The organism is Paenibacillus pseudetheri (genome assembly GCF_924513355.1).
Lineage (GTDB): Bacteria > Bacillota > Bacilli > Paenibacillales > Paenibacillaceae > Paenibacillus_AQ > Paenibacillus_AQ pseudetheri.
Genome location: NZ_CAKMAB010000008.1, coordinates 187,821 through 211,034, shown reverse-complemented (window position 1 = coordinate 211,034; position 23,214 = coordinate 187,821). Strand labels below are relative to the sequence as shown.

Annotated in this window: 18 protein-coding genes and 1 pseudogene; 18 read left to right on the top strand and 1 reads right to left on the bottom strand. The window is 45.1% G+C overall.

Annotated features, from left to right (window positions below; genetic code table 11):
- Nucleotides 1-91 precede the first annotated feature (91 nt).
- The 3 genes from L1028_RS10195 (at nt 92) to L1028_RS10185 (ending at nt 4,251) form a co-directional block, all read left to right on the top strand.
- Nucleotides 92-1,042, top strand: a complete 951-nt coding sequence (locus L1028_RS10195) for a cation diffusion facilitator family transporter (protein WP_234533447.1) — start codon at nt 92-94, stop codon at nt 1,040-1,042.
- Between the two features lie 29 nt (nt 1,043-1,071).
- Nucleotides 1,072-3,474, top strand: coding sequence for a single-stranded-DNA-specific exonuclease RecJ (recJ, locus tag L1028_RS10190; protein ID WP_234533445.1), 2,403 nt, complete (start codon nt 1,072-1,074; stop codon nt 3,472-3,474).
- 258 nt (nt 3,475-3,732) lie between these two features.
- Nucleotides 3,733-4,251 (top strand): adenine phosphoribosyltransferase, encoded by a 519-nt coding sequence (locus L1028_RS10185; protein ID WP_234533443.1) that lies wholly within the window; start codon nt 3,733-3,735, stop codon nt 4,249-4,251.
- A 206-nt stretch (nt 4,252-4,457) separates the two neighbouring features.
- Here the strand turns inward: L1028_RS10185 and uraA are convergent, their stop codons facing one another.
- A complete protein-coding gene (uraA, locus tag L1028_RS10180) occupies nt 4,458-5,771 on the bottom strand; it encodes a uracil permease (protein ID WP_234533441.1) in 1,314 nt (437 codons plus the stop codon).
- A 306-nt stretch (nt 5,772-6,077) separates the two neighbouring features.
- On the opposite strand from uraA, the gene L1028_RS10175 reads away from it, so the two are divergent.
- From L1028_RS10175 to L1028_RS10105, 15 genes and pseudogenes are all read left to right on the top strand, one after another.
- Nucleotides 6,078-8,258 (top strand): RelA/SpoT family protein, encoded by a 2,181-nt coding sequence (locus L1028_RS10175; RefSeq protein WP_234533503.1) that lies wholly within the window; start codon nt 6,078-6,080, stop codon nt 8,256-8,258.
- 21 nt (nt 8,259-8,279) lie between these two features.
- On the top strand, nt 8,280-8,723 hold the full coding sequence (gene dtd, locus L1028_RS10170) for a D-aminoacyl-tRNA deacylase (protein ID WP_234533439.1): 444 nt from the start codon (nt 8,280-8,282) through the stop codon (nt 8,721-8,723).
- Between the two features lie 159 nt (nt 8,724-8,882).
- The gene (locus L1028_RS10165; RefSeq protein WP_234533437.1) at nt 8,883-9,038 is read left to right on the top strand and encodes a hypothetical protein; all 156 of its coding nucleotides are present in this window, start codon (nt 8,883-8,885) and stop codon (nt 9,036-9,038) included.
- Nucleotides 9,039-9,186: 148 nt separating this feature from the next.
- Nucleotides 9,187-9,696 carry a type 1 glutamine amidotransferase domain-containing protein gene (locus tag L1028_RS10160; protein ID WP_234533436.1) on the top strand — a complete coding sequence of 170 codons (510 nt, stop codon included), beginning with the start codon at nt 9,187-9,189 and terminating at the stop codon, nt 9,694-9,696.
- A 43-nt stretch (nt 9,697-9,739) separates the two neighbouring features.
- On the top strand, nt 9,740-10,189 hold the full coding sequence (locus L1028_RS10155) for a hypothetical protein (RefSeq protein ID WP_234533434.1): 450 nt from the start codon (nt 9,740-9,742) through the stop codon (nt 10,187-10,189).
- A 290-nt stretch (nt 10,190-10,479) separates the two neighbouring features.
- Nucleotides 10,480-10,680 (top strand): hypothetical protein, encoded by a 201-nt coding sequence (locus L1028_RS10150; protein ID WP_234533432.1) that lies wholly within the window; start codon nt 10,480-10,482, stop codon nt 10,678-10,680.
- Between the two features lie 197 nt (nt 10,681-10,877).
- Nucleotides 10,878-12,131 (top strand): histidine--tRNA ligase, encoded by a 1,254-nt coding sequence (hisS, locus tag L1028_RS10145; RefSeq protein ID WP_234533430.1) that lies wholly within the window; start codon nt 10,878-10,880, stop codon nt 12,129-12,131.
- Between the two features lie 81 nt (nt 12,132-12,212).
- Nucleotides 12,213-13,991, top strand: a complete 1,779-nt coding sequence (aspS, locus tag L1028_RS10140; RefSeq protein ID WP_234533428.1) for an aspartate--tRNA ligase — start codon at nt 12,213-12,215, stop codon at nt 13,989-13,991.
- A 65-nt stretch (nt 13,992-14,056) separates the two neighbouring features.
- Complete coding sequence (locus tag L1028_RS10135; protein WP_234533426.1) at nt 14,057-14,812, top strand: tRNA threonylcarbamoyladenosine dehydratase; 756 nt, start codon at nt 14,057-14,059, stop codon at nt 14,810-14,812.
- Nucleotides 14,813-15,050: 238 nt separating this feature from the next.
- Nucleotides 15,051-16,349, top strand: a complete 1,299-nt coding sequence (locus tag L1028_RS10130) for an NCS2 family permease (RefSeq protein ID WP_234533425.1) — start codon at nt 15,051-15,053, stop codon at nt 16,347-16,349.
- A 130-nt stretch (nt 16,350-16,479) separates the two neighbouring features.
- Nucleotides 16,480-18,674, top strand: a pseudogene (locus tag L1028_RS10125) (HelD family protein).
- 392 nt (nt 18,675-19,066) lie between these two features.
- Nucleotides 19,067-19,348, top strand: coding sequence for a CD3324 family protein (locus tag L1028_RS10120; protein ID WP_042191081.1), 282 nt, complete (start codon nt 19,067-19,069; stop codon nt 19,346-19,348).
- A gap of 243 nt (nt 19,349-19,591) precedes the next feature.
- Nucleotides 19,592-20,896, top strand: a complete 1,305-nt coding sequence (locus tag L1028_RS10115) for a replication-associated recombination protein A (protein WP_149647653.1) — start codon at nt 19,592-19,594, stop codon at nt 20,894-20,896.
- 375 nt (nt 20,897-21,271) lie between these two features.
- Nucleotides 21,272-22,288: an ABC transporter ATP-binding protein gene (locus L1028_RS10110; protein WP_234533423.1), complete on the top strand. Its 1,017-nt coding sequence runs from the start codon at nt 21,272-21,274 to the stop codon at nt 22,286-22,288.
- Entirely contained in the window at nt 22,275-23,210 is a 936-nt protein-coding gene (locus tag L1028_RS10105; RefSeq protein WP_234533421.1) for an ABC transporter ATP-binding protein, read from the top strand. Before L1028_RS10110 ends, L1028_RS10105 begins: the two co-directional genes overlap by 14 nt.
- Nucleotides 23,211-23,214: the final 4 nt, after the last annotated feature.

The window sequence follows — 23,214 nt, the reverse complement described above, 5'->3', positions numbered from 1 at the left end:
AATGCGACGCGGCTTTCGAAATCTTTGGGGTAGTATGTCATGTGTATTGTATCATCATGAGATTACTTGCTAGTGGTAAGGGGGGCCTCGTATGAATAAAGAACGATCACCGCAAAGCAAGAAGGTTGCTTGGACAGGGATCATCAGCGATGTTACTTTGGCAGTAGCTAAGGGGAGTTTTGGCTATATTTCAGGTAGCAAGGCATTAATGGGCGATGCATTATATTCTGGAGCAGATGCTGCAGCTAAATTGGCGGATATTCTTCCATGGCGCTCTGAACTAAGCAGAAAGAGCAAGCAGCGGATAGAAGAGCGACGAGGGAATAAGGAGCCGTTTTTAGCTATACTATTTTCGGTATTAATTCTTATGGGGGGGCTGCAGATCGCCTTCTCTGCAATCCGTGATTTAACCGAGGGACAGTCATCCACTCACGGAGAACTTGCACTTGTAACTGTCCTGCTATCTATTGTATTTAAAGAAGCTGTATTTCAATATCAATATCGGTACTTTAAAAAAATAGGCGATGGCAGTCATGCTGCTTATGCCAATAATCATCGTTTCAGCTTGTATACTTCTATTACAGTATTAGTTGGGATATCGTTATCAATGGGGGGGACCTATTGGTATCCTCTACGCTATATGGACCCTATTGCTGCACTTTTAACAGGATGCTTAATTCTACGTAAAGGTTATTTGCTCATTGTTAATACTGTTAGTGTTAAGAATGCGCAGGAGCTACCTTCTGAGGAGGCAGCTAATTTTATTGAAACCGTACAACGTGTTCATGGTGTTATTCGTGTAGAACATTTGAAGGCACTAGAGCAAGGGAATTTTGTGAATCTGCAAGTGAAGATCAGTGTAAATCCGCGTATTACGGTGATGGAAGCACAGGATATTTCAGAATGTGCAAGAAAGTTGCTGCAGCACAGGTTTGTTCATGTTGGTGAGGTACATATGGACGTAGTTCCTTATGATCCCGGTTATCCATACAAAAGTAATTATGAATTGGTGGATAATGATATTCCGACGCTGCTTCAGTAGTTCGCAAGGTGAAAGAAAGGTGAGCGCTATTGCTTTATTCAAAAACAAGGTGGCAATCTCCGGCAGCCGATCCCGACGTCGTAAGGGATATGGCCCGGAGCCTTTCTATTTCTCCGCTCTTATCCTCACTATTAGTGACTAGAGGAATTGATACGCCACATGAGGCTCTATCGTTCATGGATGGCGGTGTGGAAGCTGCGCATGATCCGTTCCTTCTAAAAGGAATGGCCGAAGCGGTTCCCAGAATTAGAAAGGCTTTAAAAGAAGAAGAACATATTCTGATTTACGGCGATTACGACGCTGATGGTGTGTCCAGTACAGCATTAATGATTCATTTGCTGCGTTACTTGGGTGCTTCCTTTGATATTTATATCCCGCACCGTTCTAATGAGGGCTATGGGCTGCATAATCATGCTTTGGATTGGGCTTTACAGCAGGGTGTATCCTTGATCATTACTGTAGATACTGGCATTAGCGCCTATCATCAGATTGCTTACGCTAATGAACTCGGGATTGATGTGATTGTTACGGATCACCATGAGCCACCAGAGCTTCTTCCAGAGGCTTATACGTTGATTAATCCGAAGCTGCCCGACTGCCCCTACCCGTTCAAGGGATTAGCAGGTGTAGGTGTAGCTTATAAGCTCGCCCAGGCTATGCTAGGGGAGGGAACTCCCGAAGAGTGGGCAGAAATAGCTGCTATCGGTACTGTAGCGGATTTAATGCCGCTGCTGGGTGAGAATCGCGAGATCGTTCGAAACGGCTTGGTCAGTATGCGGAATTCTCGATTCCCAGGTATCCGTGCTTTACTCGGGGTCAGTGGGGTGACCATGAGTACTGTGAGTGCGGTTAATATCGCTTTTGGAATGGCGCCTCGTATCAATGCGAGTGGTCGTCTCGATCATGCTGGACGGGCAGTGGCCTTGCTTACAACCGAGCATGCTGATGAGGCAGAGCAACTGGCTGGGGAACTTGATCTGCTTAATAAAGAGCGCCAATTGGTCGTAGAAAGAATTGTAGTGGAGGCTACTGCAAAACTGGAGCAGATGACTCAGGGTGGAGAAATACCAGACATCATAGTCCTTGCTGAACAAGGCTGGAATGTGGGTGTGGTAGGTATAGTGGCTTCCAAACTGCTGGAGCGTTACTATCGACCTGTGATTATTCTGGATATTCATCCGGAGACTGGCATGTGCAAAGGATCTGCCCGCTCTATTCCTGGACTTGATATATATGCGGCATTATCCTCTTGTTCTAGCTTAATGGATCATTTCGGTGGTCATCCAGCAGCCGCGGGAATGAGCCTGCATTGGGACGGCTTAGATGCTTTCGCTGCGGCATTAAATGAATACGCTGCTACAGTGTTAACACCGGAGCATTTCGTTCCTGTTACTTCTTCTGATGCAGAAGTGTCGATTTCCGATTTGTCCCTACAGACCGCGCTTGAATTGGAAAGGCTTGCACCTTTCGGGATGTCGAATCCTTTGCCAAAGTTCATCATTCGCGGGGCTACAGTGAAAGAGACACGCACCATGGGGCAAGACGGAAAACACTTGAAGATCGTCTTGCAGCAGGGAAAGAGCACGATCGAAGCCTTAGCTTTTGGTAAAGGGGATTTGGCTAAGCTGCTCCCTGTGGGTACCCCGATCGATGTGCTGGCTGAACTGTCGATCAACGAATGGAATGGCTCGAGGAAACCACAGCTGATGCTACAGGATTTATCAGTTCAGGATGCTCAATTATTTGATCTTCGTGGTGCTGCTGACGCTGTACGGCAGGCTGCGCATATTAGAGAGCTGCTGCTTCCCTATAGTGGTGCTGGCCCATATCGTGCTGCAGCAGTGTTTCAGAGTGGACGTATGTCTCCAGAGACTGAATTGATAGGAATGTCCTTCTGGGTATATGATAAAGAAGCTGGCATTAGCGCCGCTATTAAGGATGATTCGATTCAGGAATCAGGGCATGTCTCACTGTTATGTCTACTGGATATGCCGGAGACTCCTGAACAGCTAGACGCGTTACTAAAGGCTTTTCCTAATGCTGATAATATTGCGCTATTGCATTCTATAAAGGATGGCCGAGAACGACTTATCATTCCGACACGGGATCATTTTAAAATACTTTATAAACTGCTGGCTTCGATCACTGCTGTTGCAACGCCTGAACATGAAGTGCTACTGCGGCTAAGCCGACAATCCTCGATGAGTATTCGAATGCTTAGTAAAATGCTGGATGTGTTCGAGGAGCTTGATTTTATCGAAAGAAGTCAAGGAAGTGTGACCTTTATTACGCAGCCTGCAGCTAAAAGCCTTACAGCATCAAGTCATTTTGTCAGACTGGGGCAGATGGCGGAAATGGAGCAGTACTTCATGGAAGGTAGCTTGTCTGAGCTACAGGATTGGATGTTATCACGCCGTTTAGGCGTATCATAATTAGCAAGTTTTGCCGAACCGGACTCAAAGTAGCATATGCTAACAAAACAAAGCAGACGCTTACGAAGTAAGTTTTGCCGAAACGGACACAAAGTAGCATATGCTAACAAAACAAAGCAGGCGCTTACGAAGTAAGTTTTGCCGAAACGGACACAAAGTAGCATATGCTAACAAAACAAAGCAGACGCTTACGAAGTAAGTTTTGTGAACCGGGCTCAAAGTGGCATATGCTAACAAAACTTTTAGGAGATGAAAAATTTGGATTTTAAAGATAGTATTCGCGTGATTCCTGACTTCCCAAAAGAAGGTATTAGTTTTAAAGATATCACCACCTTGTTAAAAGACGGTGATGCATATCGCCAGGCGATTGATGCCCTGAAAGCTCTTGTATCCCACTTAGAAATCGACGTGATCGCTGGACCGGAAGCACGTGGCTTCGTAGTAGGAGCACCTCTTGCATATGCGATGGGAGTAGGTTTTGTGCCGATTCGTAAAAGCGGTAAACTTCCATATGAGACTATAGAGGTAGGTTATGATCTTGAGTATGGCAAGGACACACTTGCTGTTCACACGGATGCTATCAAGCCTGGTCAAAAAGTATTGATCGCTGATGATCTGTTGGCTACTGGTGGCACCATTGCTACTTCGGTTAACCTTGTAGAACAGCTTGGCGGTAAAGTGGTAGGCGCAGCGTTTTTGATTGAACTGGTTGAGCTTGCTGGACGTAATAAGCTTTCTGGAATTGAAGTTATTACATTAGTTGATTACGAAGATTAATACGATAAACTTGTCTTTTCCCGGGAAATAAATCAGGATTTATGTATCGAATAATGTGGAAAAGTGCAAACAACAGCAATTCTCTGTCACTACTAGCGGAGGGTTGCTGTTTTGCATTTTTTGGTCAAAAGAGATACAAAAAAAGACTGCTCAATCCATAAAATCGATCTGGAGCAGTCTTTTTGAGTTATTAATTTATAAATAAATTAGTGAGCAGCTTTATCGCTTTCTCCACCTTCATTAGACAGTCCAAGAACTTCAATGAGTTTGAAGAATAAGGCTAGAACCATACCAACAATTGTAGCTAGAGCCATACCACTGAGTTTTACGCTACCCATAGTAAGGGTTGTACCACTGATTCCGACAACTAATACCAACGTTGCCATAATCATGTTAGTAGCCTTGGAAAAATCAACTTTTTGCTCAACGAAGATTCGTAGACCGGATGCGGCAATTACACCGAACAACAGTAGTGATACGCCACCCATTACTGGTGTTGGGATATTAGCGATAACGGAGGAGAAAGTACCGGAGAACGATAGCAGAATTGCAATCACTGCAGCGCCACCGATCACATATACAGAATAAACTTTAGTTAATGCCATAACCCCGATATTTTCACCGTAGGTTGTATTTGGAGTAGAACCGATAAAACCGGAGATAATTGTAGATATCCCGTTACCCATCAGAGATCGATCAAGTCCAGGGTCTTTAGCCAGATCTCTGCCAACAATATTGCTGGTTACAAGTAAGTGTCCAATATGTTCAACGATTACTACTAGCGATACTGGGATGATAGTCAGGATTACATTCCAATCGAAGGATGGAGTCACAATGGTAGGGTGCGCTAAAAAATTCGCATTAGATATTGCAGCCGTATCCACCATTTTCATAATATAAGCTAAACCATAACCAGTTACGATACCGATGAGGATGTGAATGATTTTTGGGAAACCGCGGAAGAGTACAGCTCCAATTACGGTTACGCCCAGTGTCACCATAGAAAGTGTGATTGCTTTGCCATCTGGAGTCCAGTCTGCAACTGCAACACCTTCAGGGGCAATAAGTCCTGCCATTCGCGCGGCAACAGGCACAAGTTCAAGTCCGATCGTTGCTACGATAGCTCCCATTACTGCTGGAGGGAAGACAGCATCGATCCATTTTGTTCCTGCATAACGGATGATCAAAGCAACGAGCACAAAGATAACACCAGTGATGATGAAAGCGCCCAAAGCAAGCGAATACCCTTTCATATGATCATCTTTATGATCGGCAAGCACTGATAATACGGGTGCGATAAATGCAAAGCTGGAGCCAAGGTAGGCAGGTATTTTACCACGGCAAATCCAAATGTATAGCAGTGTGCCGATACCGTTCATCAGCAAAATCATGCCAGGGTCAACCCCGAACAAGTTAGGCACTAGCACTGTACTGCCAAACATGGCGAACAAATGCTGTAGGCTTAATAGAAAACCGGGGCCCCATGGAAGTTTTTCATTAACTTGAATTTCGCGTTGCAATGGAGTTCACTCCTCTTTCTTAATGGATATGATGTTGTCCAGCGAAAATCCGCCTTTACTAGATTAAATAGAACTGGACATTTTTACAACAACATTTTCACAAGTGTTATTAATTTGTCCGATTTTCATAACTTTTACTTCTTGAATGCCATGAGATGGCAAGTGTTGACGTAATCCTTCGTAAGCGTCATAATTATAGACAACTTTGAACAAGAGCGTAAGTTGCTTGCGAAATGATTGGAACCTGCAGATTTCAGAATGATTGCGGGTTCATTTTATTATAGAAAGGAAACGGATACGACGAGAATGGGCATAGAGCGATTAATTGATAAGGCTGGCGCCTATATAAAAGATAAAGATCTTCTCCGCATCCGGGAAGCTTATGAATTTGCCGATCAGGCTCATCACGGGCAGATCCGCAAGTCGGGGGAGCCATACATTCTGCATCCGCTTGCGGTGGCAGATATTGTCGTCAATATGCAAATGGATGTTATATCTATTGTTGCGGCGCTTTTGCATGATGTTGTGGAAGATACGACGGTCTCATTGGAACAAATCCGTGCGAAATTTGGCGATACCTGCGCGATGCTTGTCGATGGCTTAACTAAGCTGGAACGCATCCGTTTTCGCTCAAAGGAAGAGCAGCAGAACGAGAATTACCGTAAGATGTTTATTGCGATGGCGCAGGATATCCGGGTCATCGTTATAAAACTAGCGGATCGCCTGCATAATATGCGTACGTTAAAGTATCAATCTGAAGAGAGCCAGCGACGTATTTCTTACGAAACGCTGGAGATTTTCTGTCCTGTGGCTGATCGTTTGGGGATTTCCGCGATTAAGTGGGAGATGGAGGATATTGCGCTTCGTTACTTGAATCCGCAACAGTATTATCGCATTGCTAATCTGGTGCATAAGAAGCGGGCAGAACGTGAGCAATTTATCGACAGTGTAATTGGCCGTATTCGTGCCAAGCTGGATGAAATGGGCATTGAAGGTGATCTTTCAGGCCGTCCGAAGCATATCTACAGCGTCTATAACAAAATGAGTACGAAGAACAAACAGTTTAATGAGATCTATGACCTGCTGGCCATCCGTATCATTGTGGATAATATCAAGGATTGTTATGCAACCCTCGGAATTATTCATACCCTTTGGAAGCCAATGCCAGGCCGATTCAAAGATTATATAGCTATGCCCAAAGCCAATATGTATCAATCTTTGCATACTACAGTTGTAGGTCCTGGCGGAGAGCCGACCGAAGTGCAAATTCGCACTTGGGAAATGCATCGTACGGCTGAATACGGGATAGCAGCACACTGGGCATACAAAGAAGGAACCAGCAATAATGTGAATCCGGAGAATCGGATGCCTTTTTTTCGCGAAATATTGGAGCTTCAGCATGAGGCCAAGGATGCCGAAGAGTTCGTAAAATCACTCAAAATGGACTTTTTCTCGGATCTCGTGTTCGTGTTTACGCCTAAAGGCGAGGTTATTGAACTTCCTGCGGGTTCTGTGCCGCTTGATTTCGCATTCCGTATTCATACGGAAGTGGGTAATCGTACGATTGGTTCTAAGGTGAACGGGCGGATCGTACCGCTGGATCACAAGCTGAAGACGGGCGATATTGTAGAGATACTGACATCGAAGCATTCGTACGGACCAAGCCGCGACTGGCTCAAGATTGCTCAATCCTCACATGCGCGAAGCAAAATTAAGCAATGGTTCAAAAAAGAAAAACGTGAGGAAAATGTCGAAAAAGGTCGCGAAGCGATTGAACGTGAGCTGAAGCGCCTGAATGTCGAGGTTTCTGAGTGGATTTCCGATGAGAAACTATTAGAAGCTGCGAAAAAATTTGCTTTTAACGATGTTGAGGATATGTTATCTGCTGTTGGCTTTGGGGGAATTACCGCTTCACAGATTGCTTCCCGTTTAACGGAGAAGCTGCGCAGAGAGCAGGAAGAAGCCGCTAATCACTTAGAGCTCACTTCAGAGATGAAGGAGATCAAGTCATCCGGGGAGAGACGTAATCAACCCACCAATGGTGTTAGTGTAAAAGGAATTGAAAATTTGCTTGTCCGTTTTGCACGATGTTGTAATCCGGTGCCGGGTGACGATATTGTAGGGTATGTTACACGGGGCCGGGGGGTATCTGTACATCGCCAGGATTGTCCTAACATTCCGGGTGAAGGTGACGGAGAAGAAGCAGCAAGAGTGATTGAAGTGGAATGGGAAGGTACCATGGAAGCCAACTACAGTGTGGATATTGAGATTACAGGTCATGATCGTAATGGACTGCTCAATGAAGTGCTGCAGGCGGTTTCCGAGAGTAAAACGAACATTTCTGCGGTCACTGGGCGCTCTGACAAGAATAAAATGGCAATGATTCACATGACCATTCTCATCCGTAACACGGAGCATCTGCAATCCGTTGTAGATAAAGTGAAACGAGTCAAGGATGTATATACAGTAAATCGGATCATGCAATAGGGCAAGGAGCGGAGTAGTACGATGAGAGTTGTAGTACAGCGTTGTAAGGACGCCAAAGTAACCGTGGATAGGGCAGTGACCGGAGAGATTGGCAAAGGCTTGATGCTGCTAGTTGGCGTTACGCATGAGGATACAGAAAAGGATGCCAAATATTTGGCGGACAAAATAGCAGGACTGCGAATTTTTGAAGATGATGCTGGTAAAATGAACTACAGTGTCACAGAGACTGAAGGCGCGATTCTTTCAGTATCCCAGTTTACTTTATACGGGGATTGTCGTAAGGGGAGACGGCCGAATTTCATGGGAGCAGCAGCTCCTGCGGAGGCCGAGCGACTTTATGATTATTTTAACCAAGAGCTTAGAGCTAGAGGGCTTCAAGTGGAGACGGGTGTATTTGGAGCGATGATGGATGTGTCGCTGACCAATTGGGGCCCGGTTACTCTCATTTTAGATAGTCGCAGTTAATGAAAAAAAGATGTCGAAAATTGCTTCGATCGGAGCTAACTTTCGACATCTTTTTTTATTGTGTATGAGCAGTGAGTAGAATCTTGTGCGGATAGAGCCTCTTGGAGCTGGATAAACTAAAGGTAGACAGTTATCCCGCACGATGCAAGGAGCTTAGCAATGAGACAATCACAGAAGGCATGGGTATGGAGAAATATCCCGGCACTAGCGACAGGGAGTCCTGTAGAAGCCTATGCATTAGCCAAAAAGACGGAAGATGAAATTGAATCCCAAGTGATCAAAGGAAGAAGCCGTAATCTCTTACCGCGTACCTGAAATGGGTGGTGGAGGCGGCTTTTTGATGCGGTTAGCCGGGGATATTTTCTGATTAGAGGTTAGAAATCATTGTGATAAGGGTAATAGACGACAAGAAAGATCAATAAGTACTTATTCATATGCACTAGCAGAGAGGAGAACTTATCACATGAGTAATGTTGCATTTTTACTAGCTAATGATTTTGAAGATTCTGAGATGAAGGTTCCTTATGATGAAGTTATAAAGGCAGGACATCAAGCTGACATTATTGGTATAAAGAAGGGGGAGACCTTACTGGGTAAAAAGAAGGAGGTCTCCTACGCAGCCGATAAAGCTATAGCCGACGTTCAAGCAGGTGATTATGACGCGATTATAATTCCAGGGGGATCTTCCCCAGAAAATTTACGGCAAAATGCAGATATTTTGAAGTTTGTGAAAGAAGCAAACGAAGCTGGTAAGCCTATCGCTTCTATTTGCCACGGACCCCAAATCCTGATCAGTGCAGACTTGCTTAAGGGACGTACCATCACCTGTTATCCTCCGCTAAAAGATGATGTTGTGAACGCCGGTGCGGAGTTTAAAGATGAAGAAGTGGTAGTTGATCGTAATTACATTACTTCGCGTACACCGAAAGATGAGCCTGCGTTCGTTCGTGAAATATTGAAGGTCCTGAAATAGCAATTTATAACACTTAGTCTTATAATCTAAGGAGGTAATGGTAATGACCAGAAAAATCCAAGCCTATTTTAGAACGGAAAATGAAGCAGAAGGTGCTAAAATAGCATTGATTAGTTATAAGGTGGATGGCTTAGAGGTATGGCCACTCACGGACCCTATTGGGGAAGATCGTAGAATTCTGTTTCCGATAGCCCCGTTTAGTAATACGACGTTAGCCGCAGGTACAGTAGGGACGCTTGGAACGGGTAGCACTCCGGCAGCTGGAGCTATGTTGGCCCCTGGTGTTGCCGCCTCCGAAACGCGTGATGAACCCGGGACCCATTATAGCGTGGATGAAGACCAGGTTAGTGCGGATGTAGCAGATGGAGAGCTCGAAGATGGGGATTTAAGTAAACTTCGTTATGTGATGGACCTAAGTGTCGCGGAAGAGAATTATAATGAGGTTGTGGAAACCCTTCGGGGCAAAGGAGCATTTGTAGAGCAATTCGATTAACAACAATCTATTAAAATAAACCGCTTACATGAATGTAATATAATCGTAATATTACATACATGTTTCCTTAATATAGCGTGTTTATAATAAAGGCATGACCCCCTTTTTAATAATATATGATGATGGACCTGCAGCATTTGGCTGCAGGTCATTTTTTTTGTAACGGTTGAAATTATAGGTAAGAAGTTGAAAGTTGTCGAATTTTTTATTCAGCTTCGCATTTCCTGCCTTGACTTTAACACAGTAGTTCAGTAGAATTTAAAAATATACGATTTTATCATATGGTTTTGATGACGGGAACAAGTAATTCGAGGAACCACAACTCCAGAGAGGAATCCCCTGTAGATTCAGATGTGTCCAGTACAATGGATGATCTATCGTTTCTGCTTGGCTGCAAGGATTCTGTTGATGAGCGAATGAATGACCTCCCCGAGAACGTACGGCGAAAGTGGGCAATGCATATTGCCGCGATCAGTAGCCGTTATGCGTAGGCGGGCGTTAACCGCTTTGAGCGGATTCAGAATGGTTCTGATCCGGAATGTGGGTGGTACCACGGGTGTATTATTGGTTATGATAATCCCTCGTCCCTGTTTTTTATAAACAGGGCGGGGGATTTTTTGTTTTGTTTAGCATGATGAAGTGATGAAGAGAGCAGATTTAGAGGGGTATTTTTTAGGAGGGATAGACTGTGGCTAAAGAAAGATTCGAGAAACCTACAGGAACGCAGGATGTGCTTCCGGGAGCTGTGGAGAAATGGCAGTATATTGAGGGGAAGGCTAGAGATTTATGCCGTCGTTTCAATTACCGTGAAATCCGTACACCGATGTTCGAGCACACGGGGTTATTCGAGCGTGGAGTAGGCGAAACAACGGATATTGTAGAAGGTGAGATGTACACGTTCAAGGATAAAGGCGATCGTGATCTGGCGCTGCGTCCAGAAGGAACGGCTGGTGTCGTTAGAGCTTATGTTCAGAACAAGCTATACGGTGAACCTGATGTAAGTAAGCTGTATTATATCGGACCTATGTTCCGTTATGAGCGTCCACAGGCAGGTAGATATCGTCAATTCCATCAGTTTGGTATTGAGGCTTTTGGAGCTGTGGATCCGGCTATTGATGCGGAAGTAGTCTCCTTAGGCTATCAATTCTATAAGGATCTTGGCCTTAAGGATGTAAGAGTGGAAATCAATTCTGTCGGCAACGCACCTAGCCGTGCAGCTTATCGGGAGAAACTATTGGGTTTCTTAAGACCAATGAAGGATACCCTTTGCAGTGACTGTCAGCGTCGTATTGAGCGTAATCCGCTTCGCGTGCTGGATTGTAAGGTAGATCAAGATAAATTTACAGATGCGCCTTCCATTTTGGATAGTCTGGACGAAGAGTGCACGACTCATTTTGAGAAGGTGAAGATGCACCTTGATATCATGGGTGTGGAATTCACCATTAACCCTCGCCTTGTAAGAGGACTGGATTATTACACGCATACAGCGTTTGAATATAAAGCAGCAGGTATTGGTTCGATTGATACCGTGGGCGGCGGAGGCCGGTACAACGGTTTGGTTGAAGAAATTGGTGGGCCGGATCAACCGGGTATTGGTTTTGGGATTGGGCTTGAACGAATTCTCCTCATTTTGGAGGATCAGAAGGTAGAGCTGGAGACGGCGAAGCCGCTGGATGTGTACTTCGTAGCTCTAGGTGAAGAAGCTGATATCGAAATCTCTAAGCAGCTATATATTCTGCGTAGCCAAGGGTTCTCAGCAGAACGCGACTACCTAGGCCGGAAGATGAAGGCGCAGATGAAATCGGCAGACCGTATGTCGGCACGTTATACTGCGATTCTTGGCGAAGATGAGCTGAAGAATGGTGTAATTACCGTGAAGTCGATGAATACAGGTGAGCAGCGCACCGTGAAGCTGGATGAGCTGGGTCAGGCACTAGTTTAGACCATCTGACTATCGTCTTATGGTGACTGTATAGAGAAAGATTAAAAATGTATTTTTAACCATGAAGGGGAATGATAAATTATGCAAAGAAGTCATCAGTGTGGACAGTTAACACCAGAACATATTGGACAGACGGTAACCTTGAACGGATGGGTGCAGACTCGCCGCGACCTTGGGGGCGTACTATTTATTGATCTGCGTGACAGAAGCGGTATTGTACAAGTTGTATTTAACCCAGATTACTCTGGCGAAGCCTTACAAATTGCTGATAAGGTTCGTAGTGAATACGTCCTGGCTGTTAAAGGTAAAGTTGTTAAACGTGATGAGGAAACCATTAACCGCAACCTGCCAACAGGTGAAATTGAAGTGCAAATTACGGACATTGAAGTGCTGAACGCAGCTAAGACACCTCCGTTCTTCATCGAAGATGGTGTGGAAGTAGACGAGTCTCTACGTCTCAAATATCGCTATTTGGACCTTCGTCGTCCGGAGATGCAAAGAACATTGCTGCTTCGCTCGAAAGCTTCTAAGATTTTCCGTGATTTCCTTGACAGTGAAGGATTCATCGACGTAGAAACACCGATCCTAACTAAGAGCTCACCGGAAGGCGCGCGTGATTATCTGGTACCAAGCCGTGTGCATGAAGGCGAATTCTTCGCATTGCCGCAATCTCCACAAATCTACAAACAATTGTTGATGGTCGGCGGCGTTGAGCGCTATTACCAAATTGCTCGTTGTTTCCGTGATGAAGATTTGCGTGCTGACCGTCAGCCTGAATTCACTCAAGTCGACATTGAGACTTCATTCCTGTCACAAGATGAACTGCTTGGTATGATGGAGAAGCTGATGCAGCGTCTGTTCAAGGAAACTGTAGGAGCAGATATAGAGCTTCCGTTCCAACGGTTGACTTATGCTGATGCTATGGGCAAATACGGTTCTGACAAACCTGATCTGCGTTTTGGATTAGAGCTTGTAGAAATGAACGATATTGTTGCTACTAGCGGTGTTAAGGTATTCGCTTCTGTAATCGAAAAAGGCGGCGAAGTGAAATGTCTAAATGCTAAAGGCTGTGGCACTTGGACTCGTAAAGAAATCGATGAACTCGGACCTTATGCTGCTCGCTATGGCGCGAAAGGCTTGGCATGGATTCAAGTGAAAGACGGCGAATTCAAAGGGCCGATTGTGAAATTCTTCTCCGAAGAAGAAATTGCGGCTGTGAAGGAACGTACAGGCGCTGAAGAAGGAGACCTTCTCCTCTTTTCCGCTGATAATAAAAAGGTTGTAGCAGACGTTCTAGGCGCCCTTCGTGTTAAAATTGGACGTCAGCTCGGTCTGATTGACGATAACGTGTTCAAGTTCGCTTGGGTTACAGACTTCCCGCTCCTTGGATATGACGAAGATCAGAAACGTTATGTAGCTGAACACCATCCGTTCACTCGTCCACGTGAAGAGGATCTGCATCTATTTGACACAGATCCAGGTGCGATCCGTGCACAAGCTTATGACATCGTTCTGAACGGTTATGAAGTAGGCGGAGGCTCCATGCGGATTTACAAACGCGAAGTACAGGAGAAAATGTTCGAAGCCCTTGGATTTACGAAAGAGGTTGCTTATGAGAAGTTCGGCTACCTGATGGATGCGTTCGAATATGGTACACCTCCACACGGTGGTATTGCTTTCGGTTTAGATCGTCTAGTTATGCTACTGTCCGGTCGTACAAATCTGCGTGAAACCATCGCATTCCCGAAAACGGCAAGTGCAACAGACCTACTTATGGATGCACCTTCACCAGTAGACGGTTCACAATTGGAGCAGTTGCACATTAAGCTGGCGCTTAAACCGAAGAAAGAAAAAGAATAATTACTAATCGAAGCGGGCGGGGCAGATTTCTGCTTCGCCAAAGCTTTTGAAGGAGGCTGTACCTCATGCTACATCAGTTCTCACGCACGGAACTGGCGATCGGGCCGGAAGGTCTGGAAATAATGAAGAACAGCACGGTAGCGGTGTTAGGCATCGGTGGTGTTGGCGGTATGGCTGTTGAGGCTTTGGCGCGTACCGGCATAGGCAGACTGATTCTGATTGATAAGGATTCGGTAGACATTACTAATGTGAATCGGCAGATTCATGCACTTACCACCACAGTTGGGCAGAAAAAGGCTGAACTGATGGTAGACCGTGTTAAGCTGATCAATCCCGAATGCGAAGCGATTGCGCTCAATATGTTCTATACGGAAGAAACCTATGAGGAATTGTTCAAATTAAAACCTGACTATGTACTCGATGCTTCGGATACGATTATTTATAAGGTTCATTTGATCAAAGAATGTCTGTCCCGTGGAATTCCTATGATCTCAAGCATGGGCGCTGCCAATAAAATGGATCCTACAAGATTCCAGGTAGCGGACATTTCCAAGACAACTTATGACCCTATTGCGCGTGTCATTCGTCAGAAGCTGCGTAAGGAAGGAATTAAGAAAGGCGTGAAGGTGGTCTTCTCTACGGAGCCGCCAATGAAGCCACGTCAGGATGTTACGGATAAGATCGTTCCGGAGAATGCGCCGGATCGACGTAAAGCGAAACAACCACCAGCTAGTAACGCCTTCGTTCCGCCGGTAGCAGGCCTGATCATGGTCAGTGTTGCCGTGCGGGATTTGCTTGAGGCTGGAGGCATCAGCGTGTAAGTGAATCGCTGAGCTGAAGCTGTTTCAATTATTGCGATATTAGTAGTAAAATGGACCAAAAGGGCGACCAGCTGAAATCCAGTTGCGTACGCCCTTTTGTTGTGGTTAACCGGCGGGTCTGCAAGATGCAGACCACAAATAGGCATAATAGTTGAACCGGGATGAACCGTTGATTATAAGCCTTATTATCCGGGTAATATCCGCCTGCGGAACTTAATATCAGTGGAGGTTTTTGTACATGAAATCAAATTTTTGGCGAAATAGTGTAGGGCTTGCACCTGAGAATGACTGGAAACGGGAGTGGGCTGCAGGGATCCTCTCGTATTTTGCTTCGGTATACATTGTAATGGTGAATGCGACCATTCTTCATGACGCGGGTATGCCGCTTAGACCAGCAATGGTGGCTACACTATTGACTGCCATTACAGGCTGTCTACTGATGGCCTTCGGTGGGAAGACACCAATCATCGTGGTACCAGGGATGGGGATAAACGCATTTTTCACATACACACTTGTACATTCTATGAATTTAGGTTGGAGAGAGGCGCTTACTGTAGTCGTAATAACCGGTGTGTTATTTGCTATCGTGGCCTTCACATCGCTCTATCGTATTCTAAGTGAGGCGATTCCTCAAAACCTACAGCATGCCATTACAGTCGGGATAGGGCTTTTTCTGACCTTTATAGGACTGCAAAAAAGCGGGATTGTGATTGCACATCAGACCACGTTTGTTGCTATAGGACATTTTAGCGATCCAGCAGTTATCACTTCCTGTGTAACTTTGTTACTCGCTTTAGTACTGTTTATCCGCGGGACCAACGGTGGTTTGCTTATCAGTATGCTGGTTGGTACAGGTCTAGCCTACTTGCTGGGAGCGGCTCACGCGCCTGAGAAGCAGGCATCAGGTCATGTATTTACGGGTTATGAAAGCTTATTTCTGGGAATGGACTGGAGCGGCATAGTGAGCCTTGTATTCTGGATTGCTGTGTTCTTACTGCTCTTAATTGTTGTATTTGAAAATATTGGGCTAGTCGCCTCACAGACTATGATGGCAGGGCGTCCTGAGCGCTTCAAGAGTAGCTTACGAGCGCTCTCTATTGCGAATATCGCTGCAGGTCTCTTCGGAAGCAGTCCTGTAGTAGCCGCTGCGGAATCTAATGCAGGTATTGCTGCAGGTGGACGTTCGGGACTGACCTCACTCGTGACAGGGCTGCTGTTCGGGGCGACATTCTTGTTCCTCCCTCTGCTCTCCTACATTCCAGACAGTGCTATCGCTCCGATCTTGATTGTAATCGGTGGGCTTATGGTACAGAATGTGCGTGAAATGGACTTGGGAGATTTAACAGAGCTCTTTCCTTCTTTTCTTATCATGGTCATGATTCCATTCACCTATAGCATCGTAGATGGTATGGCTTTTGGATTTATTACTTATCCGATCGTGAAGCTTGCGGTGGGCAAGGGCAAAGAAGTACCTCCTGCGCTGTATGGGATTGCGGGCTTATTTGTAGCTAACTTTATTTTGCAAGCTGTGCTGTAGTCGTATGTTCGCTTGAAAGATTTGGTATTTTAGTGCTGATTATGCTACAATGGGTATCCTTTTTGCGTGAGAAGAGGGAATGAGGAGAATGAAAATTTAAGCTCGATAAACTTTTAGGAGGTAACTGAAATTGGAAGACAACTTTCAAAGTGCCTATCAAGAGGAAGAAGACAGGCTGAATCAAGCGCTTACTGAGATTGACACCTTACTGGAGAAGCTTAACAGGACTCCGGTGTACACGGGACACGATTATACGGAACAGGTGTTAGAAGCGAACCGTGAACAGAAGCGCAAAGATCTTGCCAAGCTTCGGCAGGAGCCATATTTCGGACGGCTTGATTTTCAGGGCAATGATGAGAAGCAGCGGAAGGCACTCTATATAGGCAAAATCGGCGTAGACCGCGAGCAGGTAAGCGACCGTCCGCTAGTCATCGACTGGCGCGCACCGGTAGCAAGCCTGTTCTATTCGTTTACTGGTGGTACGGAGCCTGCCTCCTATGAAGCTCCTGAGGGGCTGATAGAAGGACTGGTATACCTCAAGCGCAACGTGGTGATCCGGAAGCAGATTCTGGAGCGGGTTGCAGATACGTATAACCGGGAGAGTGACGCACCTGTGGTGTCAGATGAGTTTCTCGTCTATCGCCTGGGTGAGAACAAAGATAATCGTCTCCGTGATATCGTATCGACCATCCAAGAGGAGCAGGACAAGATTATCCGTGCCGCCAAAAATACAGCATTGATCATTCAGGGCGTAGCGGGAAGCGGTAAAACTACAGTTGCGCTACACCGATTAGCCTTTTTGCTGTATCAATACAAGGATCAGGTCTCTGCAGAAAAAATGATTATTTTTGCACCGAACCGGATGTTTCTGGATTATATTTCGGATGTACTGCCTGAACTCGGAGTAGGTAATATTGCTCAGAGTACCTTTCCGGATTGGGCGGCAAATGTACTAGGATTGGTGCTTCCAGAGCAAGATGCTACGGAGACGATGAACCGTTGGTTCGAAACTCCGGGCGGCATGCCTGTGATTACAGAAGAGACGCCGGGGCGTTTCAAGGGCTCAACGGTTCTGATGGGGATTATTGAATCTAGCATTAAACTGCTGGAGACAAGTTCCGTCCCTGAGGGGGATTTTATCCCATGGGAAGGCGCTGTGCTGCGCCGCTCCATGATCTTGCGCTGGCATAATGAGGAGTATGCTCCTTATCCGCCAGCGAAGCGTAAGGAACGTGTAATGGCCCGGATACATCGCTGGATTGAGATGGAGCTGAAGAAGAGTCCGTCAGCTGCAGCTATGAAGGATCGCAAGAAAAAAGGTGCTGCGCGAGAAAAAGCATACAGTGCAAAATGGCCTAAGTATGATCCGCTGACGATCTACAAGCAAATCTTTCGTGCGTCTAAAGTCCCGGAAGATTGGCCGGTGGACCCGCCAGAGAATATTCCAGCAGCTGTGCTGAAGGAACGGCAAAAGGGCTGAAAAAAGGGATTATACGTGAAGAGGATTTACCACCTCTATTGTATATTTATTATCTTTTGAATGGGAATGAAGGCGGTACTCGTTTTGATCATGTGGTGATCGATGAAGCCCAGGATTTCTCCCCCTTCCAAATTGCCGTGCTGGATTTATATGTGCGTGGACATTCCTTTACCATTCTAGGCGATCTGTCGCAGGGTATACACGCTTATAAAGGCGTACACGCATGGGAAGAGATGCAGACCTTATTTACCCCTGAGAACACGGCTTACCATGCGCTGACACGCAGCTATCGTTCAACCATGGAAATTATAGACTTCGCTAATGGAATTCTATCCTTGGGAGTAGAAAGTTCGTTGTTGGCTGTTCCTGTCTTTCGTAGTGGTGACCCTGTCCGGATAATCGCCTACGGAGAAATAGTCGGAGAACGGGAAGCTGAAGGGAATGCTCGTTTGAGCACTATACAATCGGCACTGAAGTCCCTGTCTGGAAGGGAATATCGTACGGTGGCTGTGCTGACACGTAGTCTACGTGAAGCCACAGAGCTGTACGCTGAACTGGAGCAGCATTTTGAAGATATTCATCTGATTGACGGTAGTATGACGCAATATCAGGGTGGATTATCGGTACTACCTGTGTATTTATCTAAAGGTTTGGAATTTGATGCGGTCATCTTAGCAGATGCCGATCAAGACCATTACGGGGCGACAGCATGGGATGCGAAGCTGATGTATGTAGGCTGTACACGAGCACTTCACGAGCTGTGGTTACTCCATAATGGGGAAATGCCTTCCTATGTGCAAACGACGGCTGAAAGCGATTCTGAAAGCGATTCTGAGGGGAACTAAGACTGGTGGAGAACAGTTATAACTGTTTTTGAACTTGTAACTCCCCTACGGGTATGGCTTAATAATAAGTGTCCGGCCGGGCAAGAACACTTCTGGAAGGAGGCTGATTGAGATGATTTCAGTATACGAGGTGGTTTCCGTCTAAGACGGAAACCCGCTTAAAGCGAGGAGGCCGTAAGGCCTCCTTATTACTAACATAGAATGCAGCACACAAATCCATAAGAACAATGAAAAACTAATTCGAATGTAGACGCTACCAAAAGGTTTTTATATAATGAAATTACGGATTTTCCCAAATATGAGGAGAAGAAAGGAGGCAGGTGACGTGGAAATTACTTTATCAGTAGTTGACGGACGCATAGGAACACACCTGTTGAAGGAGGAAATGCAAGTTGAGTTATGTAAATGGGAAGGATGTGCTCCCCCCTGGCTTGCTCAAAGAGCTTCAGGGATACATCCAAGGTGAACTGCTCTACATCCCGAAGAAAACGGAAGAGCGGGTTAGATGGGGCGAGAACAGCGGTTCGAGGAAAGAGATAGCAAACCGCAATGAGGAAATTTTCAGTTGTCATCGAAAAGGCGATTCCGTAGCAGAGCTTCAGAAGAAGTATCATCTGTCGGAAGAGAGCATTCGAAAAATCATATCAAAAATGCGGCTGGCAATAAATTGCTAGCGTACAATTCAAGCATAAACGCCTTTGGCGTCCCTATAAGGACGGTAAGCGTTTTGCGAGAAATGATAAGGATAAAGTATAGCGTGAAACCTATACTTTCTTATATTTTGAAAAAAGAGCATGGCTCCCGCCTTTCTAAGACGAGATCATGCTCTTTTTTATTTTTTGTGAAAAATAAGTCTATGGTATGATAATGGGAGACGTACTTGTGCTTTTATAAGAATATAGCAAGGAAGTGGAGTTATGGATTTATTTTCTATGGGAGAGGACAACGGGGGCGGACGGTTGCTTGCCGACCGAATGAGACCGGAGAATCTGGATGAATATATTGGTCAAGAACATATCATAGGCCGGGGAAAGCTGTTGCGAAGAGCGATCGAGGCAGACCAGGTCTCTTCGATTTTGCTCTATGGACCTCCTGGATGTGGCAAAACAACATTAGCTCATATCATTTCTCATCACACACAAGGTGAATTCGTACGCCTGAATGCGGTGGAGGCTTCTGTGAAGGATGTACGGGAGGTCATTGAACGAGCTCAAAATAATAAAACACTTTACGGTTCTAAGACGATTCTTTTTCTGGATGAGGTGCATCGGTTTAACAGTTCACGTCAGGATGCGCTATTGCCAGCGGTAGAAAAAGGTACCATTACATTTATTGGTGCAACTACGGAGAACCCGTTCCATTACGTAAACGGAGCACTTATGAGCCGTTCTACCTTGTTTCAGCTAGAGGCGCTAACGAGTGAACACAGTCTGGTTGCGATGCGCAGAGCTTTAGCAGACAAGGATAGAGGGCTTGGATTCATGGAGCTTCAGGTCGATGAAGAAGCATTGCTGCATATTGCTACCATGGCTAATGGGGATATCAGGCGGGCTTTAAATGCTCTGGAACTAGCAGCGTTAACTACTGCTCCAGAGGTAGACGGGAGTGTGCATATCACGCTAGAGGTGGCAGAAGAGTCGATTCGGCGCCCCATTGTGAAGGCAGATGAATCGACGCAATATGATGTTCTATCTGCTTTTCACAAAAGCATTCGAGGTTCTAGTGATGCCGCCTTGTTCTGGTTTCTATATGCGGTAGAGAAATTGGGGATGGACCCGATGACTTTTATTCGTCGTTTAATTGCAGCTAGCAGTGAGGATATTGGCTTAGCTAATCCCCAGGCTATGGTCCAAGCGGTAAGTGCGCTTGAAGCCTATAGAAATAACGGTTGGCCAGAAGCGAAGCTGAACATTGCGCAAGCCATTCTTTTCGCGGTGGAGAGTCCGAAGTCTAATGCCGTCTATACTGCTATTTCCAATGCAATGGCGAGTATGGATGAGATTAAATCCGCCGAGGTACCGCTACATTTACGTGATACACACTATAAAGGTGCTACTGCATTAGGGCATGAAGGGTATCAATATCCGCACAATTTTCCGGGGCATTATGTGAAACAGGAGTATCTGCCTAAGGAGATTTCTCAGCGTGTCTTTTATCAAGCGACCGAGCAAGGAAATGAAATTAAGATCCGTCACAACCAACGACTCCGACGAGAACAATAGTCCACCAGTGACTGTAGTATCTTCCATTTTAATGCTAATAAGCAAATAAATTTAATGTAACACAAAAAAATATTTATTCCAAAAAAAGGCGGCCTAGAGCCGTTTTTTTGTTGTCTACGTTACTTTTAATCACATGAATGAATTTTTTTTATAGGAAAAGATTGATAATTTACCATAAGTTAATTAAAATGAACTACAAAGTTACGGAGAAACAAGTTTTAATTCCGATGGAAGTACTTGTACTATTCTTAATGGTGTTAATAATCATAACAGTCAATGTTTTGATATGTTTCATGAAAAGAATGCTGTTATATCAAAATTTACATAATATTTCATTGAGTGAATTTTGAAACTTTTGCCGTTAGGGGGATTAATTTGAGCGAAGAATTACTAGAAATCAAGAATTTGTCCACATCGTTCAGAATCGTAGATGACTATTATGCTGCAGTAGACGATGTTAACCTGTCCGTTCGCAAAAATGAGATTCTTGCCATTGTTGGAGAATCCGGCTCAGGAAAAAGTGCGCTCGCCTTTTCAATTATGGGATTGCACACAAGGGCCAAAATAGACGGACAAATCAAATACAAAGGTCAGGATATCGTTACTATGTCTCCTGCTGCACTCAACAAGCTTCGCGGTCAAGAAATGTCTATGATTTTTCAAGATCCTTTATCCGCATTAAATCCACTCATGATTATCGGTTCACAGATTGAAGAAGTACTCATCTTACATGATTCCAAGCTTTCGAAGAAGCAAAGAAAAGAGAAGGTCATTGATCTTTTGACCAAGGTTGGAATCTCCCGTCCTGAACATACATATCAGCAGTACCCCCACGAATTATCTGGTGGAATGAGGCAGAGGGTTGTGATTGCAATAGCGATTGCCAATAGCCCCAAGCTTTTGATCGCCGATGAGCCGACTACGGCACTAGATGTAACCATCCAATTGCAAATTCTTGAACTTATAAAAAAATTAAAAAACGATATGCAAGCAGGCATTATCTTAATTACCCATGATCTCGGGGTTGTGAGTGAAATGGCTGACCGGGTTGCGGTAATGTACGCCGGGCAAATCGTAGAAATCGCAGATATTTATACGTTAACGTCTAATCCGAAGCATCCGTATACAAGATCCTTGTTGAACTCCATACCAACCGTTAAAGAAGAAAAATCTAGACTTCACGTGATTCAGGGGATTGTTCCACCACTACAGAATCTTCCGCGTAAAGGATGCCGTTTCTCGGCCCGAACACCTTGGATCCCGGAATGGGAGCATGAGGAGAATCCGCAGCTGCACGAAGTAGCCCCTGGGCATTTTGTTCGCTGCACCTGCCATAATAACTTTCATTTCCCTGATACTAACGAGGAGGCAATCTACAATGGGACTTCTTGAGGTTAAAAATTTAGCAGTTCATTTTCCAATCCACGGTGGCGTTTTTCGAAGGGAAATTGGCGTAGTCAAGGCAGTTGATAATGTTAGTTTTACTATTGAAGCAGGCAAAACCTACGGTTTGGTTGGTGAATCCGGATCAGGGAAGACAACTACAGGCCGTGCAATTATCGGCCTCAATTCTATTACTAGCGGCAGTGTGATTTTTGAAGGACAGGATTTGGCTTCAAAGGGTGTACGTAAGCAAAAAAATATCCGCAAGGACATTCAGATGATCTTTCAGGATCCGTACTCTTCCTTGAATCCTAAGAAACGTGTGCTGGATATTATTGCTGAACCCTTGCGTAATTTCGAAAAAATGTCTCCAGGGGAAGAAAAACGCCGCGTGCAGGAATTGCTTTTGCAGGTTGGATTAAGCCCTGAAAATATTCTTAAATATCCGCATGAATTCTCAGGCGGTCAGCGGCAGCGGATCGGTATTGCAAGAGCTATTGCGCTCAAACCGAAGTTGATTATTGCGGATGAACCTGTCTCTGCGCTGGATGTTTCCGTACAGGCACAGGTGCTCAATTTTATGCAGGATATTCAAAAAGAACTGAATCTTACGTTTCTATTCATCAGTCATGATCTCGGAATCATAAGGCATATGTGTGATCACATTGGGATTATGTATAAAGGACGTCATGTGGAGCAAGGAACTGCTAAAGATATTTTTGACAATCCTCGCCATATTTATACCAAACGTCTAATTGCTGCCATTCCTGATATTGATCCTAAGCAAAGAGAGAAGCAGACAGAGTTTAGAAAATCAGTAAGTCTGGAATATGAACAAGCGCACCGGAATTATTTTGATGAACAAGGCATGCCTTATCCATTGAAATCCATTTCCGAGACTCATCTGGTAGCCTTGCCTGAGAAAGGTTGAGAAT